Origin of the sequence: Marinobacter sp., assembly GCF_034669625.1 — a bacterium.
GTDB lineage: Bacteria > Pseudomonadota > Gammaproteobacteria > Pseudomonadales > Oleiphilaceae > Marinobacter.
In genome coordinates, this window is the sequence record NZ_JAXMOY010000001.1 from 298,220 (window position 1) to 314,246 (window position 16,027).

Genomic DNA, 16,027 nt, shown 5'->3' on the forward strand with positions numbered 1-16,027 from the left:
ATCCAATCCGGTTGTTCAGTGGTGTGCGGCAGTGCATGTGTTTCAAATCTGGCATGAAAGTTGATTGAATATTGTGGTTCTTGTGTTTCTCATCAACTAGAATAGCTGTAATTATTAAGCCCACGGTGCTTTGGGTTATCCGTGATCGGCAATGAAGTTTCAGAAAATAGGCATTTTATGGCAAAAAAGCAGCAGGATAACTCACCGGAGTTGAACGTGGCGTCAGGTGATGGGACGCCGGTCCAGCCGGGCAAGGATCGTAAGTTTGTGGAGGCATTGTCCCGGGGTTTGGATGTGCTGCGCGCGTTCAGTCAGGGCTCTGTCATTCTGGGTAATCAGGATATTGCCAGAATTGCTGGCCTCCCGAAGCCTACCGTTTCCCGTATGACCTATACCCTGACAAAGCTGGGTTATCTGAGCTACAACCAGCAATTGGAAAAGTACCAGCTTAGTTCTGGCGTACTGGCTTTGGGTTATGCCTATGTATCGAACCTGAAGGTAAGGCAGTTGGCCAAACCATATATGGATGAGTTCGCTCGGCAAACCAATATGTCTGTGGGTCTTACTTGTCGCGACCGCTTGCACATGATTTACGTGGAAAACCGCATGCCGCCGGAGGCAACATTGCTGCGGATGGATATCGGCCTGAAACTGCCAATGTCGACGACTTCTGCCGGCCGAGCTTATTATTGTGCGGTCAGTGATCCGGTACGCAAACAGATTGACGATGCGCTGGCTGAGAAGCATGGCGAAAAATGGTCGACCATTAAAGAGGGGCTTGATCAGGCGGTATCCGATTATCAAGAGCACGGATTCTGCTTGTCATTGGGCGACTGGGACCGGAATATTAACTCTGCGGGTGTGCCGATTCATTTGCAGGATGGCACGACTATGGCGTTAACCTGTGCGGCACCCTCTTATCTGGTGTCTGGTGAGAAGTTACGTAACTCTTACGCTCACCAGTTGGCAATGCTAGGGCGAGACATTGAATCGCTCGGTGTCTAGCTGTGAGCACCAGTGAATAGCGAGTTAGCTAGAGAAGACAGAGCTGTTTAAGGAAACCGCAGATGAATATCTGCGGTTTTTTGTGCCCGAAACAGCCCGATGCTTGAGATTAAAGGCGCGTCTTTATTAAAAATTAATAATATTCCGCTGGATAAAACATGGTTTCATTAAAGGTTTGAGTGCTATGTCTTGGATTGTTGCTGTTAAGCCTTGGCCTTAAGCCTCACCATCATCTTGGTGTAGCCGCGGACAAAGTTTGACTGCACATACTCTGGCTCATCCAGCACTTCAATGTCGTCGAACCGCTTCAGGATTTCCTCCCATAGAATCCGCAACTGCATTTCCGCCAAACGGTTGCCCATGCAGCGGTGCACGCCAAAGCCAAAAGAAAGGTGTTTACGCACGTTCTTGCGATCGATGATAAACCGGTCCGGATCTTCCTCGAAGGCTCGCTCATCGCGATTGCCCGAGGCGTACCACATCACCACCTTGTCGCCCTTCTTGATCGTTTTACCGGTCAGCTCAAGGTCTTGTTTGGCAACGCGGCGCATATAGGCTAAAGGCGTTTGCCAGCGAATGATTTCCGAAACCATGTTGGGTATCAGGCTGGGGTTTTGTTTGAGTTTGGTGAATTCCTCGGGGAACTGATTCAGCGCTAACACGCCCCCGGTCATGGAGTTGCGCGTGGTGTCATTCCCACCCACGATCAGCAGCACCATGTTGCCCAGAAACTCCATGGGGCGATTGATCATGGTGCGGGTGTTTTCGTTCGACAGCAACAAACTGATCAGGTCGAAACCGGGCTCTTCTCCTGCGGCTTTTCGGGCTTCTTTTTCTCGCCACAGCAAGGACATCTGTTTAGCCATGTCGGCCGATGCAATGAACGATTCATCGATGCCTGCGGTGCCGCCGGTCGATTCAGGAGGCGCGGCGGCCATGTCGGACCAGTAGGCCAGTTTATGGCGTTGTTCGTAAGGGAAGTCGAACAGGGTTGCCAGCATGCGCGAGGTCAGATCGATGGACACACTCTGAACCCAGTCAAAGGGTTCGTTCACCGGTAAGTGATCTAATACATCCGCTGTACGACTGCGAATCAGACTTTCCATTTGTGCCAGATTTTTAGGTGCGACCACGCCTTGAACGGCCTGACGCTGAACATCGTGCTTGGGCGGGTCCATGGCGATGAAGGTTTCTATTTCCAGACCCGGCGGTGGTGGGCCGAGGGAGATGATGGGCTCGGCCGAGAAAAGATCGTGGTGGGTATCGACAAACATGATGTCTTCATAGCGGGTCACCGACCAGAAGGGCCCGAAGGGACTGTGCTTCTGATAGTGTACGGGGCACTCGTCCCTTAGCCGCTTGAAGTAGGAATGCGACAAGCCTTGCCGGTACAGAAATGGGTTGCTGACATCGATGTCTTCCAGCGCCAGGGAGGAGGCCTCCGGGAGTGGCGTTTCTTTGAAAATCGGTGGCTGTTCACGCCTTCCAATATGTTTCTTCAAGTTCTGAAAGACGTGCATACCTTTGATTTGCCATTCAATAGGCACAGTAGCTGCGGCTTTATTCGCCACCGGTTCAAGGAAAGGGCTCAGTAGGCTCATGCAAAGCTCCAGGGTCAGTGTTATTTTTATGGAGTATGTATCATCGGTTACAAACAGAATGTGCGCGCCCTGGCTTACATCTGAAACTCCGGCAAGCGCACGACCAAGCCATCCAGCAATTTTGAAAGCGTGATCTGACACGCCAGACGCGAGGTATCGGATCGCTCGGGAGTGAGCTGCAGCATACCCAGCTCATCGGCATTGATGTTGCCGGTGGCCTGCATCCAGTTGTCATCGACAATGACATGGCAGGTGCCACAGGCGCAGGCGCCGCCGCAGTCTGCGTCGATGCCGGGCACGCCGTTGTCGACGGCAGCCTGCATCAGCGATTGGCCTTCTGCGATTTCCACCACATGTTCTGCGCCGGTGTGTTCGATAAATGTGATTTGTGCCATAGACACCTCGTTTGTGTGGGCTTCGGGATAAGCGCTATGGCAGTCAGATTACGGGTAGCTTGGGTGTTCCGGCAGGTCATTACTTGACAGGTGGGGGTCATTAAAAGACTCTTATTGAATGCGTGCTGTGTGCGCTGCGCTGAAGCTTCACGCTAACTAACTGATATAACAATAATGATGAACGTTGTTGACCTCGATTTGCCCAGCATTCCTTCCAGTTATAGCCGCTTAGTTGCCCGGGAGTTGGGTTTGCTGGCCCGTGATATGTCGGACCTATTGGCGAACACCCAACTGTCGGTAGAGCAATTTCTGCAGGAAAGCACCTTACTGACGCCGCATCAGCAACTGAAGATCCTGAGCAACTGTCTGCGGATCGCCAAGGACGATACCTTGGGTTTGCGCTTGGGTCAGAGGCTGACCTCACCCACCCACGGTGCCCTGGGGTTTCTGGTGAACAGCAGTCCGGATTTGCTTACCGCATTGAAGGCCTTTCAAGCTTACCTGCCAACGCGAATGAATCTGGCCCGGCTTGATCTGGTGATTGATGGAGAATGGTTGGAGCTGAGCTGCGAATACGCTGTGGCGCTGGAACAAGACCTTCTTCGACTGCTAAGTGAAATCTTTACAGTCATTTTTTTCGACACCGCAGAGTTCATCGTCGGGCGTCCTTTATGTGAAGCTAGCATCGATTTCATGCACCAAAAGCCTGCTTATGCGGTTCGCTATGAGGAACACATTCCGGCAAGTATCCGGTTTGGCGCCGACGCCTACGTTCTGAAAGTACCACTTGAGGTCTGCAAGATTTCGAACGCTTCCGCTAACCATGAAAGCTATAACATGGCGCTCCGGCATTGCGAAGCGATGCTGGCACAGCTGAATCCAAACACGAACAGCTGCAAATATCAGGTACAGAAAATGATGCTGTCACACCCGCCGGGCGTGCTCAGTGAAGAGGAGGCGGCCGCTGCGATGTTCATCTGTAAGCGCACCTTGGCACGGCGGTTAAAGCAGGAAGGTTCCAGCTTCCGTCAAGTGCGGGATGAAATTCTGTCGCAGCAGGCGGTAGGGTATTTGCTGGACAGTAAACTGTCGGTTGAGGCAATCGCCGAGCTATTGAATTACCACGACAGTGCCAATTTCCGGAGGGCATTCAAGCGTTGGTTTAATCTGACACCGGATCAATATCGACGTCATCATTCATCACTTGAACGCGGCTTGTCGACCTGAGCGATTTGGCTCAGCGTGGGGTTCGCCCGTCAGCTGAAAACCCTCCTCATTGTTAACTTACTCATTATAACCATGCACTCTTTTTGAGCCTTAGTGACTGTTTTGGTGCGCTTTTATTTTTGGGGCTAAGGTTTACAGGATGAGAAATGCGAGAAAATCGTGCGCAAATCAATCACTCTGATTGGTATTTAGTCAGCTGTTGGCGAAACGACTAGAAAAGACATCAATGGCACACTCTGTGCTTTTCTCCGGATCAGGCGCGCAGCAACGCGCTTTCAATTTCATTCGGAGGTTTGAGTATGCACAGATCAAGTTTGTCGGCTGTGGCATTGGCCAGCGTTCTGCTTTCAGGAGCAGTGCAGGCGACTGAGGTTTTTGTGCCAGAGGTTCTGACCGTGGAAGAGCGGATTCAGCCTGGCCCCAACCTGTTTGTTCTGGATCAGAGCTGGGAAGGCTCGAGTCAGACGGTCGTTTTGTCGAGAGATGACCTCAGCGTAAAGGGAAACCTGAGCTTTGGCATCGTTGGCCAAATGGCCGTCAACAGTGATTTCACTCGCCTCTACAGCTTGTCTCATTACGCAAAACGAATCATGTCGGGGCCAACGGAGTCCGTCCTTCAAGAATATGACATTCCAACCCTGACCACCTTGCGTGAAGTGATCGTGCCGGATAAAGCGGCTCAGGTCGCGCCATCCAATGCCATTCTGGCAATTTCACACGATGACAATTACGCGTTTGTACAAAACGCCACACCTGCGACTTCGGTAACCGTAGTGGATCTGGAGGACGGAAGCGTTCTGCAGGAAGTACCCACCCCCGGTTGCTATGGCATCTACCCGGCTTTGGATTCGGTGAAGTTCACCACGATTTGTGGCGATGGACGGTTCCAGAGTTTCTCTTTGGATTCCAACGGCGAGTTTGGTTCTCCGGACAGTAGTGAAGCTATTTTTGACCCTGACCAAGACCCCATTTTTATCGTGGGTAAGCGTGCGGGTGAGAACCTTCTTTTCATTTCCTTCAGCGGCGATCTTTACCAGGTTTCGGACAGCGATACAGCCCCTCGTTTGGTCAGCAAAAAAACGGTGGGTTCCATGGGCGACGGAGAATGGGCCCCAGGCGGTGTGGATCTGATTGCTTACAACGAAGCTAACGACTTGGTGTTCATCACCATGCACTCCGAACCCTACGATGGCAGTCATAAGAATGGCGCAGAGGAAGTGTGGGTAGTCGACCTGGAATCCGGTGAGGTTCAGGGTCGTTCGGAAGTCAAACATCTGGTTTCGCTGTCGGTAACGGGTGGCGAGCAGCCGGTGCTGTTTGGTCTGGATGAGGACGGCATGCTCTATCGCTATGAGGTGCAAGTGGATGCCGACTTTGCGCTGGAAGAAACCAACTCTCTTGACGGTGTGGGCGGCTGGGCCATTTTCTCTCTGACGGAGTCCTGAGAATGGTTCTGGAGTATCTGGAAATGAGTGTGCTGACGGCGACGGTGGTGCTGGCTCTGCTGTTTGCACACGCGGTATGGCACAAGGTTTCGGATTACGGCCGGTTTCTGGGTTACGTCATTGACTATCGCCTGGTGCCGGAATCGGTGGCCGAGTTTGTAGCCAAGGCATTGATTGCTGCTGAAACCATACTCGTTTTGCTGTTGCTCTACCCGGCCACTTCCTGGCTGGGTGCCATCGGGCTGGGAGCTCTGCTGTTGCTTTATGGCTGTGCCATGGCGGTGAACCTGTTTCGCGGGCGCAGTCAGATTGAGTGTGGCTGCGGCGGCGCCTCCCATCCGGTGTCCTGGTTGCTAGTCGTGCGCAATCTGCTGTTGGCCGGTATGGCGATCGTGGTGGCGATGAACGCTGTGGAAGTGTTGGCCGCAAGCGCGTTGGTGGTGGCCCTTGGCGCGGGTATCGGGCTATGGCTGATCTACAACCTGCTCGGGACCATTGCCGAGAATCAACGGCGTCTCACCACCACTGGCAAATCGTGAATTTCAGAGGGTAATACTGTGGCAATTTTATCGTTTTCTGTTTTTGTTCTGGCGGTGCTGGTTGCAGCGCTGATACTCGGGTTCTTTGTGATGGCCCGCCAGATCGGCATTCTGCATGAGCGGGTTGCGCCCGTGGGGGCAATGATCAACGACAGCGGCCCTAAAATCGGTGAAACATCCCCGGTCTTTAATCTGGATAGCCTCACCGGAGGCAAAGTCAGTATTGGCAACCCGTCCAACACTCATACGCTGGTGTTCTTCCTGTCCCCAACATGCCCGATCTGCAAAAAGCTGGTACCGGCCTTGAAGTCGATCAGCGCGTCCGAAGCCGATTGGTTGTCTGTGGTTCTGGCCAGCGATGGCGATCAGCCGAGGCACGAGAAGCTGATTTCGGAGCAGGGGCTGGAACAATTTCCCTATGTGCTATCGGAGCACCTTGGCGTGACCTACAAGGTCTCACGCCTGCCATTTGCTGTGCTTCTGGATGAACAGGGTGTGGTAAGAGCAAAGGGATTGGTGAACTCCAGGGAACAGCTGGAGAGCTTGTTCAATGCGTTGGAAACCGGCTATGCATCCATCCAGGATCTGGTCAGCAAAACTGCACATTAATGAAAATTGGGGAGGACATTATGTCCAACATGATGAATCGTTTATTTAACCTGGTCGATAAAGCGTCCGAGAAAAGTACCCGGAAAGCGGCTCAACAATACGGCCGCAGGTCGTTCCTGGCCAAAGCGGGTACGGTGTTTGCCGGTGCCATGCTGGCTCCGGTTCTGCCGTTCGACCGCTCTTTGGGAGGCGCCGCATTTGCCGCTACCGTAGAGGATGAAAACGACTGTAGCTATTGGAAACACTGTGCTCTGGATGGAAATCTCTGCTCCACGTCCGGTGGCTCTTTGACTTCTTGCCCTCCGGGTACAGAGGCTTCGAAAGTGTCCTGGATTGGTACGTGCCGGAACCCCAACGACGAAAAAGACTATCTGGTTTCGTACAACGATTGCTGCGGCCGGGCAACGGTGCCCAGTTCGACCTTCTGTTTCACCAGCGAAGGTGAGCGCCCGGGCTACCGGATGGCACTGCACAATGACATCAACTGGTGCATGGCCAATACCAACAAAGGCTACCACTGCACGGTATCGGTGGTTCTCGGAGTGGCGAATGGTTGATTTGTCAGTTGGTGTTAAACCATTTCTGAGCACAGGGAGTTAAGACAATGAGCGGGAAACGGGTGGGGCGGTTGTTGATCCCTCTTCTTTTAGCCGGGCAACTGTTGTCGCAGGCCGCTGCGACGGAACGGTCGGCTGAGGCCAACTATGTATTACGGTGCGCAGGTTGCCATGGCACGGATGGCGAGGGAGTAGAGGCGGCCGGAATCCCAACGTTTCCCGGCTTTGTTGATGAATTTTTTAACGATGAGGAAGGGCGGCTTTATCTGATGCATGTGCCAGGCGTTGTCGGCGCCGGCCTTAGCAACAACGAGATTGCCCGCGTGATGAACCTCGTGGTTGATCGTTGGGGTAAGCCCGGTGTGGTGGTTGAACACTTTACGCCAGATGAAGTTCATCGGTTACGGCAACAACCAGTGAAGGATGTGGTCAGGCTGCGGCACAGTATAACGTCCCGATTGTCTGAGCAGGGAGTGGCCTTGCCTAAGTACACCTGGCCGTAAGCTCTCACGCCTTCACTAAAAAATGGATGAAATTGTGGGGAGAAAAATGACGTCAGGCTTCTGAGGTTGAGTTCTCAGGAGCCATGTTGGTTTTGCCTGCGATACTCACCTGGGGACATGCCCATCCATCGCCGGAATGCGCGGGTAAAGCTTGCGGTGTCGGTATAGCCCAGGTGAATGGCCAGCTCATCCAGCTTCATGTCACTGCTGCTGAGTATCTGGGTGGCGGTTTGGCGCCGCTCTTCTTCAACGATTGCGCGGAAACTGCTGCCTTCCTGTTCCAACTTCCGGCGCAAACTGCGCGGCGACATAGCCAGCTTGCTGGCGACTTCGTCGAGTGTGGCGACCAGCCCCAGCGCACCCAGCACTTGCTGTCTCACCATGCCCGTCAGGCCACTGGTTTGTCTTTGTTCGAGCTGAAACCGGCATTGGTCGTCCAGCATGCGCACGAGCCGGGGGCTAAAGGTCGGCAGCGGCCGGTCAGCGGCTTCGGCGGAAACCAGCATGGCTGTGCGGTGGCTATGGAAACTCGGTGGTACACCCAATGTGTCAGTGAGCAGCCCGACGTGATCGGGCGGTGGCCCCTGAAATTCGGCGGCGCAGATGCTCAGACCAGACAAACTAAGCTCTTTCAGCAGGTTTATACCGGTGGCCAGATCCCGTTCCAGCAGGAACTGGCGCAAATGGTGGGGAATAGGTTCCGGGTCTAGCCCGATTCCAAAGCGTCCACCCTCCTCAAAGGTGTACATGCGGCAATAGGCGGTGCTCAACGGCAGATAGCGCAGTGCCGTGTTAGCCGCATCTCTTAGCGTTCGGCTGGTGCGGAGCGCAAAACCCCACACCCCGAAAGTCGCCACGTTGTATTGCAGCCCGAGCTTGAACCCCAGCGCAGGCGTGTCCGGGAGTGCCTGAATCAAGTTCTCGATCAGGCGAATTTCCTGTTCCCGGGTAATCAGTGCTTCCCCGTCCTGCAGCTCGCCTCCAGTGATTGATGTTCCATCCAGACAAACATCCGCCGTGACACCATGGCTGGCGGCAAAGTTGATCATTACCTGACTGATGGCAATGGGGTGGAGGGTCGATTCTTGTTTCAGCATGGGCAAAGTGTATCGGTTTCGGTGATTGCATGGTACTTGGCCTAAAGAGTCCCTCGAATGGCCGCAGATGTCCTTGGGGAATGCGTCTCGGGCAACTAGATTGTATGGCTGTTCGAATCCTACGCATGAGACCGGAGCTATGTCGCACGATAAGAAGAATCCAAACCGAGAAGCGGTGGAGTTCGCCAAACACTATATGGGCGAGATAGCCTGGCCAACGATGGTGCTGGTGGCGTTGGTGCTCTCGGGCTATGTGGTGGTTTTGTGGTTGTTTGCCATTGGGTGGCTGAATCCGGGTGTGACAGTGCTGGCGTTGGCGGCGTTAACGTACATGTCGTATACGCCGGTGCATGAGGCCGCGCATGGAAATGTTCACGGCAAATACGAGAGTTTGCGCTGGCTTAATGACGCTTGCGGCTACTTGATGGCACCGCTGATTGCGATTCCGTATGCCTCCCATCGACTGGAGCACATGACCCACCACCGGTACACCAATCAGCCGGACAAAGATCCCGATTATGTGATCAGCGGTATGGGCAAGGGCCTGATGAATGCGGTGGTCACGGTGTTCCGGTTTCTTTGGCTGCAAAACACATTTTTCGTGACCACACATTGGAGCAAGGCAACCACCAAAGAGCGCGCTGTCTATTGCACGGAAGTTGCGGTATCGCTGGGCTGGCGAGTCGCTTTTGTCATGCTGACGGACGTGGCCTATGCCGGCTGGGTATTGTTTGTGAGTTACTTTATTGGCGGCTTTTTTACCGCGTACTGGTTCGCTTATCGGCCGCACATTCCCTACCAGGACTCCGCTCGTTATCGAAACACCAACAGCTTGATCATGCCGGTCTGGATGAAACCCCTGGGCTGGTTCTGGTTAGGGCAGAACCTGCACTCGATTCACCACCTGTTCCCGCGCGTACCGTTTTATCGTTATCACGCATTACACGATGATATCGAGCCGATTCTGCGGGAGCAGGGTACCCCTATTGTTGGAATTTTCAGTCGCAAGCCGGTGTCCTAGACTACTTGAACCTGACGACCAGTTCGTGCAGCTCTCCGGCGATTCTCTCCATTTGCTGCACGCTAACGGTCGATTCTTCACCTTTATCGAGGTTGTCTGCCGCGAGTACGGAAATCTGGGCCACTTGCTCGTTAATTTGATCAGATACCTGCACTTGTTCCTCAACGGCCGCCGCCATTTGAATGGCCATCTCGGCAATTGTGCTCACCGAACCGGTGATCTGAGAGAGCGTTTCTTCAGCTTCCAGCATTCGATCGAGGCCTTCGTCAGCAGCTTTGTTTCCTTGCTCAGCGACGTTGACGGATTCCGATGATCGCGACAACAACATGTCAATGATGCCGTGAATTTCGCGAGTGGAGTCTTGTGTGCGTCTTGCAAGATTGCGGACTTCATCGGCGACCACGGCGAACCCTCGGCCGTGCTCCCCAGCCCTGGCGGCTTCGATAGCTGCGTTTAGGGCGAGCAAGTTGGTTTGATCGGCAATGTCTTCGATAATCTTGGCGGCGCCGGCGATCTTGGCGCTTTCTGTTGCCAGCTCACCGACCGACTCGCTGATGCCGTGCACGGTCGTTTTCAGGTTTTGAATGGACTCTCGGGTGGCTGCGACAACCGTTGCGCCGCGGTTCGAAAGCTCCCGGGCGCCCTCTGCACTTTCTGCTGTTTGTTGGACGTTGGCCGATACCTCACCAATCGTCTGAGCCATCTCGTGCACGGCGGCGGCCACTTGCTCGGTTTCGGCTTGCTGTCTGCGCAGGGTCTCTTGAGCCTCGTATGTGATCTCCAGACCCTGGACGGCACCGACTTTTACGTTCCCGGCAGCGTCTTCTATCCGGGTTAGAACGGCATCAAGATGAGCTTGTTGCGCCCGAACGCCCACTTTGACTCTGCCCAGCTGCAGATCGTCATCAGTGTAGGTGCGTGCCGCCAGGTTATCCGTGAATGTTTTGCCCATCAGCTCAGTGATCGATTGAATCAATTGCTTCTTGGCCACATGAAGCCCGATGATGTAAGCCGCGGTGCCGACAGCAACCACAATCTGCGCTGCAAGCGGTTGGCCAAATAAAAACAGGGCCGCTGTAGCGAGTAGCACGCCCGTCAGGAACAGTGTGCTTGGTGTAAAGCGCTTCCACCATGACGTGCTGGCCTTACCTTGACGGAGTCTGCTGTAAAGATTGTCGGCTCGAGCGACATCTTGCGCGTGAGGGCAGGACCGAACGGATTCATAGCCTACAACTTCTCCGTTTGCGGTTACTGGCGTTATATAGGCGCTGACCCAATAGAAATCGCCGTTTTTGCAACGGTTTTTTACCATCCCCATCCAGGGCTGACCGGACTTCAGGTGCGACCACATATTTTCATACGCTTCCGGAGGCATGTCTGGGTGGCGCACGATGTTGTGGGGTTGGCCAATGAGCTCTTCTCGGGTAAAACCGCTGACCTCAACAAAGGCGTCATTGCAGTGGAGAATCTTTCCCCGAAGGTCTGTTGATGAGATTAGCTTTTGAGAGGGAAGAAAATTCTTCTCATTGTTCGTGACTGGAAGGTTCTTGCGCATGCTGTGATCGCCTGGTGCGGACTCTGGGAGAGTGGGTCCTTATGCTCTATATATCGACGCATCTTCCAGAAACTTCAGAATTTTTTTTATTTTTATAAGCCCATTGCTAAGTCGGGGCCGCACGTGTCCCCGGGGCGTTCTTATCGGGAGCAACGAGTCGTGGCGGTGCAGAGGGGGTTGGGTGACCCTGATTGGTGCGTTGTTTTTCAAAGCCGACGGCAATCGCCATAGAAAAGCCCTTTTAAATATGGACTTACAAAACCTGAGCAATTGGCCAGCTTTTTGCTGAGTTTTCTGTTTAGTAAGCGATCCGAACGGAAAAGCAAAACGAGCCAAACCCTCAGGAGGGTATCCATGAAACTGAAATCGAGCCTGGTACTTGCTGCCACACTCAGTCTATCACTGCCGGTCATGGCAGAAGACCCGATGAAGGTGGGCTTTGTCTATGTAGGCCCCATCGGTGACCACGGCTGGAGCTACCAGCATGATCAGGGACGCCTTGCCCTTGAAGATCACTTCGGAGACAAGGTTGAAACCGCCTATGTTGAAAACGTCAATGAGGGGGCCGATGCCGAGCGAACCATCCGTCGTCTGGCCCAGGCCGGCAATGATGTAATCTTCACGACTTCCTTCGGGTTTATGAACGCCACTGAGCGGGTTGCGAAGGAGTTCCCGGATATCACCTTCCTGCACGCAACCGGGTACAAGCAAAGCGAAAACCTGGGCACCTATCTGTCGGTCACCTACGAAGGTCGTTATGTGACCGGTACGGCTGCCGGCCTGGTAACTGAGACCAACACGCTCGGCTACATTGCTTCCTTCCCGATTCCAGAAGTGATCCGTGATATCAACGCGGTCTATCTTGGCGCCAAGGAAGTTAACCCGGATATCGAGCTCAAGGTGGTATGGGTCAATACCTGGTTTGATCCGGCGAAAGAGGCAGATGCCGCCAATGCGCTGATGGATCAGGGTGTAGACGTGATTGTTCAGCACACTGATAGCCCGGCGCCGCTGATCGCAGCGGACAAACGGGGCAACTGGGGTGTGGGCCAGGCTTCAGATATGCGGAAGTTTGGTGGCGATGCTCACCTGCAGTCCGTGGTCAACAATTGGGCGCCTTACTACATCGACACGGTGCAGTCGGTTATGGATGGCTCCTGGGAATCGGCTGACTTTTGGGGTGGTATCTCTGAGGACGTAATCCGAGTGGTTGGCATCTCTGACCGTTTGACCGAAGAGCAGAGGGCCAAGGTGGACTCTGTCATTGAGGCCATCGGCAATGACGAACTCCATCCGTTTACCGGCCCTCTGAAAGACCAATCCGGCAAGCTTCGGGTGCCTGACGGGGTGTCCATGACCAAAGAAGAGCTGGCCACTATGGACTGGTACGTTGAAGGCATGACTGCGACGCTTCCGAAGTAAACGCGGCTCGCTCTACACAAAAAACCGGCGGGTGGTTAGCCCGCCGGTTTTTTTGATTCTCAGCGAGGATCAGGCGTTATCGAGGAGTTGCCTGACGCTTTCCTGCACCTTCCGGGTTAACTCAGCCTCGTCCAGACCGCCAATCTGACCATCGGTCACAATTCGCCTGCCCTGCACGAAACTGTCTCTGACGTGCACCGGCTCACCGCACATGAGTGGCGACATCAACGGAGCGTGCACCCCGGCAAAGCGGGGTTTGTCGATGTCATACAGTACCAGGTCTGCTGCTTTTCCGACGGCTAGGCTGCCGGTGTTCTCCAAGCCTAGGAGGTCGGCGCCACCCTGGCTTCCCCACTCAAGAATCTGTTCCAGTGTGGTCGCATCGGGCCCGTTCTGAGCTCGGTGAATCAGCCAGGTCAGGTTCAGCTCCTGCAGCATCGAGCCGGACTCGGCAGAGGCCGAACCGTCTACCCCCAAGGAAATGGGGACACCGGCTTCAGCCATGCGGATCACCGGCGCGATCCCGCTACCAAGGCGGCAGTTTGAGGTGGGACAATGTGCGATGCCCGTCTGTGTGGCGGCAAGGCGCTCGATGGCATGGGGGTCACTGTGAACCAGGTGCGCGTACCACACGTCCTGTCCCAGCCAGCCGCAGGATTCCGCATAATCGATCGCGCTCTGACCATATTTCTGCTGGGCCTGAATCTCGTCGAAATCCACCTCCAGCAGATGCGAGTGCATTTTCAGCTTGTTTTCCCGTGCCCACTGCGCTTGGGCTTTCAGGCCTTCCGGTGAACTGGAGTGGATCAGGCTGGTCGGTGCTACCACCAGCTTTTTCATTGCGTCGGGGCCGGTCTGATGGTGCTTCTTTCGGCTTGCATCGAGACGCTCGATGATCTGCTCAATGCTTTCCGGCTCGATCTTGTGTTCGATCATGCCCTCATGAGAGCCGGTTTCCGTGGCGCTGCCCCGGCACAGAACCATCCGGATGCCGAGTTCCTCGGCGGCCTGCCAGACGGCGTCTTCCAGCTCTGGGCTGGTGGTGCTGTGGTAAAGGTAATGGTGGTCGGCGCAGGTTGTGCTGCCCGAACGGATCAGTTCATACAGCCCGAGACGAGCCGCATGGTACATGAGCTCCGGCGTAACCTTGGGCCAGAAACGGTAAGGCACACTGCTGAGCCAGGCGCCAAGGTCCTGGTTCAGCCCTTCCGGCACGCCTTTCATGATAGACTGGGCAAGGTGATGGTGAGTGTTCACCAGCCCCGGCCAGACCACGCAGCCAGCCGCGTCAATGACGGTTTCCGGATCCTCCGGTGTGGGGGCCAGGGCGTTGCCTAGCTCGGTGATGTATCCGCCCCGAATACGCAGGTCCCGGGCATCCGGGAACTCGGTGGACGCTACTGCGGCAGCGTTCTTGATAAGGTAGTCCATTGGTTGCTCCTCTCGATGTTCAAGAGCAATGTCCCGAGGTGTTGCCGGTATCGGGCTTTCCTCTGACCGCTTCTACTCTTCTGAATAATGATTACCCGGGACTGCAATGCAAGATTGTGTCCATTTCCTGACCGGTCGGTCAGAACGGGGGACTTTCCTCGCGGCCGCCGGTTTTTGTGCTTTCTTCTGGTGCATCAAGGCCGGAGCGTGCACTCGAGTGGCTCTCCTGGAGCTCACCTTAGTCCTCTGCATAGCCCCAAGCACTTGAATTTCAACGCGGCCGTGGAGTTAGGTGGGTGGCACGAATGCTGCTTTCTTCTGCATGGCAGGTTCGGTTCTCTCGGGGATCGCCTGCGAGTCTGAGTAGAAGCAGTCAGGAATCGCCAAACGCGCGATCTCAGGTCATTGCTCAGTCGTCGACCGGAAGCGCCCGCAGGCGCGGTTGGCGGCGATGGCCTTGTTCTGCCTCCCGCATTCCCGCCCTGTTCGCCTTCGGAAACCGTTCCATTCATTGACGATATGCCGGGAGGCACGATGACTCACACTGCAGAAAAATACGCTCTGAAAGAACTGAACCTGGAAACCACCTTTGGCGGTATGGGCCGGGAGATCGAAGGGGACATACCCATTATTGATCTGTCTGACTTTGAGCACCGTCGGGAAGAGATCGCCGATCAACTCTGGCAAGCCGCCACTGAGGTGGGCTTTTTCCAGCTGTCCAACCACGGGCTTGAACTTGACCTGATCAAGCAGGCTTTTGCCTTGTCCGAGCGCTTTTTTGCGTTGCCGGAAGGCAGCAAGCAACAATACCCGCTGAAAAAAGGGCTGAATGCCGGTTGGGAGTTCAAATCACAGGTACGGCCGTCCACCGGAACGGCGGATGATAAAGAGTCATATCAGATCACCCTTCCGCATATGGATGGCCTCTGGCCGAACCAGACGGTGGTCCCGGAATTCAACCGGGTGATGCTGGATTTCGAGAACCGCGCCTGGCAGCTGGGTATGACAGTGCTGTCTTGTTTTGCCGAGCGCCTCGGGTTTGAGCGGGACTTCTTTACCCAAGCCCATGATCGTCGCCTGGACGATTATCAGAGCACGCTGCGGTTGTTGCATTATTTGCCTTTGGCCGACGATGCTCGCTTGGACGAGTCGATCTGGCGCGCTGGGGCCCATACCGATTTTGATTGCCTGACCATGGTGTTCCAGCAGGAAGGTCAGGGTGGCTTGCAGGTCAGTCCGGGCAAAGGTGCCGAGGGCAAGGGCGATGATCGCGAGTGGTTCACGGTGGCGCCGAAAGAGGACCGGATTACCTGCAATATCGGTGACATGCTGATGCGCTGGAGCGATGATCGTCTGAAGTCCACCCTGCATCGGGTCAGGATGCCGAAGGAGGGCGACTACAACGGCCCACGTTACAGCATGGCGTTCTTCTGTCAGGCGAATAAAGAGCAGATCATTCAAGGGCCGGAAAAGAAATACCCACCGATTTCTGCACGGGACTACCTGCTGCAGCGAATCCAGGCCAACTTCGATGCCGCAGAGAAGGCGGCCGAAGCTCGGAAGTAATCGGGATAGCATGCCCCAAATGAGAAAGGGCCTCCTTCGGGAGGCCCTTTTTTT

The 16,027-nt window shown here is 54.7% G+C and carries 15 protein-coding genes; 10 read left to right on the plus strand and 5 right to left on the minus strand.

The window, feature by feature from the left end:
- Window positions 1–177: 177 nt before the first annotated feature.
- A complete protein-coding gene (locus VOI14_RS01300; RefSeq protein WP_323750211.1) occupies window positions 178–1,005 on the plus strand; it encodes an IclR family transcriptional regulator in 828 nt (275 codons plus the stop codon).
- 203 nt (window positions 1,006–1,208) lie between these two features.
- Here the strand turns inward: VOI14_RS01300 and VOI14_RS01305 are convergent, their stop codons facing one another.
- Window positions 1,209–2,606, minus strand: a complete 1,398-nt coding sequence (locus VOI14_RS01305; RefSeq protein WP_323750212.1) for a cytochrome P450 — start codon at window positions 2,604–2,606, stop codon at window positions 1,209–1,211.
- A gap of 74 nt (window positions 2,607–2,680) precedes the next feature.
- A complete protein-coding gene (locus VOI14_RS01310; protein WP_323750213.1) occupies window positions 2,681–3,001 on the minus strand; it encodes a 2Fe-2S iron-sulfur cluster-binding protein in 321 nt (106 codons plus the stop codon).
- 174 nt (window positions 3,002–3,175) lie between these two features.
- On the opposite strand from VOI14_RS01310, the gene VOI14_RS01315 reads away from it, so the two are divergent.
- The 6 genes from VOI14_RS01315 (at window position 3,176) to VOI14_RS01340 (ending at window position 7,881) form a co-directional block, all read left to right on the plus strand.
- Window positions 3,176–4,228, plus strand: coding sequence for an AraC family transcriptional regulator (locus tag VOI14_RS01315; RefSeq protein ID WP_323750214.1), 1,053 nt, complete (start codon window positions 3,176–3,178; stop codon window positions 4,226–4,228).
- Between the two features lie 299 nt (window positions 4,229–4,527).
- A complete protein-coding gene (locus VOI14_RS01320; protein ID WP_323750215.1) occupies window positions 4,528–5,673 on the plus strand; it encodes an amine dehydrogenase large subunit in 1,146 nt (381 codons plus the stop codon).
- A gap of 2 nt (window positions 5,674–5,675) precedes the next feature.
- Window positions 5,676–6,212, plus strand: coding sequence for a MauE/DoxX family redox-associated membrane protein (locus VOI14_RS01325; RefSeq protein WP_323750216.1), 537 nt, complete (start codon window positions 5,676–5,678; stop codon window positions 6,210–6,212).
- An 18-nt stretch (window positions 6,213–6,230) separates the two neighbouring features.
- Window positions 6,231–6,821 carry a methylamine dehydrogenase accessory protein MauD gene (gene mauD / locus VOI14_RS01330; protein ID WP_323750217.1) on the plus strand — a complete coding sequence of 197 codons (591 nt, stop codon included), beginning with the start codon at window positions 6,231–6,233 and terminating at the stop codon, window positions 6,819–6,821.
- Between the two features lie 20 nt (window positions 6,822–6,841).
- Window positions 6,842–7,378 (plus strand): methylamine dehydrogenase light chain, encoded by a 537-nt coding sequence (locus VOI14_RS01335; protein WP_323750218.1) that lies wholly within the window; start codon window positions 6,842–6,844, stop codon window positions 7,376–7,378.
- 47 nt (window positions 7,379–7,425) lie between these two features.
- Window positions 7,426–7,881 carry a hypothetical protein gene (locus VOI14_RS01340; protein WP_323750219.1) on the plus strand — a complete coding sequence of 152 codons (456 nt, stop codon included), beginning with the start codon at window positions 7,426–7,428 and terminating at the stop codon, window positions 7,879–7,881.
- Between the two features lie 74 nt (window positions 7,882–7,955).
- On the opposite strand, the gene VOI14_RS01345 is transcribed toward VOI14_RS01340, so the two are convergent.
- Window positions 7,956–8,978, minus strand: a complete 1,023-nt coding sequence (locus VOI14_RS01345) for an AraC family transcriptional regulator (protein ID WP_323750220.1) — start codon at window positions 8,976–8,978, stop codon at window positions 7,956–7,958.
- Between the two features lie 139 nt (window positions 8,979–9,117).
- Between VOI14_RS01345 and VOI14_RS01350 the strand changes: the two genes are divergently transcribed.
- Window positions 9,118–9,999 carry a fatty acid desaturase family protein gene (locus VOI14_RS01350; RefSeq protein WP_323750221.1) on the plus strand — a complete coding sequence of 294 codons (882 nt, stop codon included), beginning with the start codon at window positions 9,118–9,120 and terminating at the stop codon, window positions 9,997–9,999.
- Window position 10,000: 1 nt separating this feature from the next.
- On the opposite strand, the gene VOI14_RS01355 is transcribed toward VOI14_RS01350, so the two are convergent.
- Window positions 10,001–11,554, minus strand: a complete 1,554-nt coding sequence (locus tag VOI14_RS01355) for a PAS domain-containing methyl-accepting chemotaxis protein (protein WP_323750222.1) — start codon at window positions 11,552–11,554, stop codon at window positions 10,001–10,003.
- A gap of 354 nt (window positions 11,555–11,908) precedes the next feature.
- Here VOI14_RS01355 and VOI14_RS01360 point away from each other — a divergent pair, with 354 nt between their 5' ends.
- Window positions 11,909–12,976 carry a BMP family ABC transporter substrate-binding protein gene (locus tag VOI14_RS01360; protein WP_323750223.1) on the plus strand — a complete coding sequence of 356 codons (1,068 nt, stop codon included), beginning with the start codon at window positions 11,909–11,911 and terminating at the stop codon, window positions 12,974–12,976.
- 69 nt (window positions 12,977–13,045) lie between these two features.
- On the opposite strand, the gene VOI14_RS01365 is transcribed toward VOI14_RS01360, so the two are convergent.
- Window positions 13,046–14,407, minus strand: coding sequence for an amidohydrolase family protein (locus tag VOI14_RS01365; RefSeq protein ID WP_323750224.1), 1,362 nt, complete (start codon window positions 14,405–14,407; stop codon window positions 13,046–13,048).
- Between the two features lie 534 nt (window positions 14,408–14,941).
- Between VOI14_RS01365 and VOI14_RS01370 the strand changes: the two genes are divergently transcribed.
- Window positions 14,942–15,973 (plus strand): isopenicillin N synthase family dioxygenase, encoded by a 1,032-nt coding sequence (locus tag VOI14_RS01370; protein WP_323750225.1) that lies wholly within the window; start codon window positions 14,942–14,944, stop codon window positions 15,971–15,973.
- Window positions 15,974–16,027 lie beyond the last annotated feature (54 nt).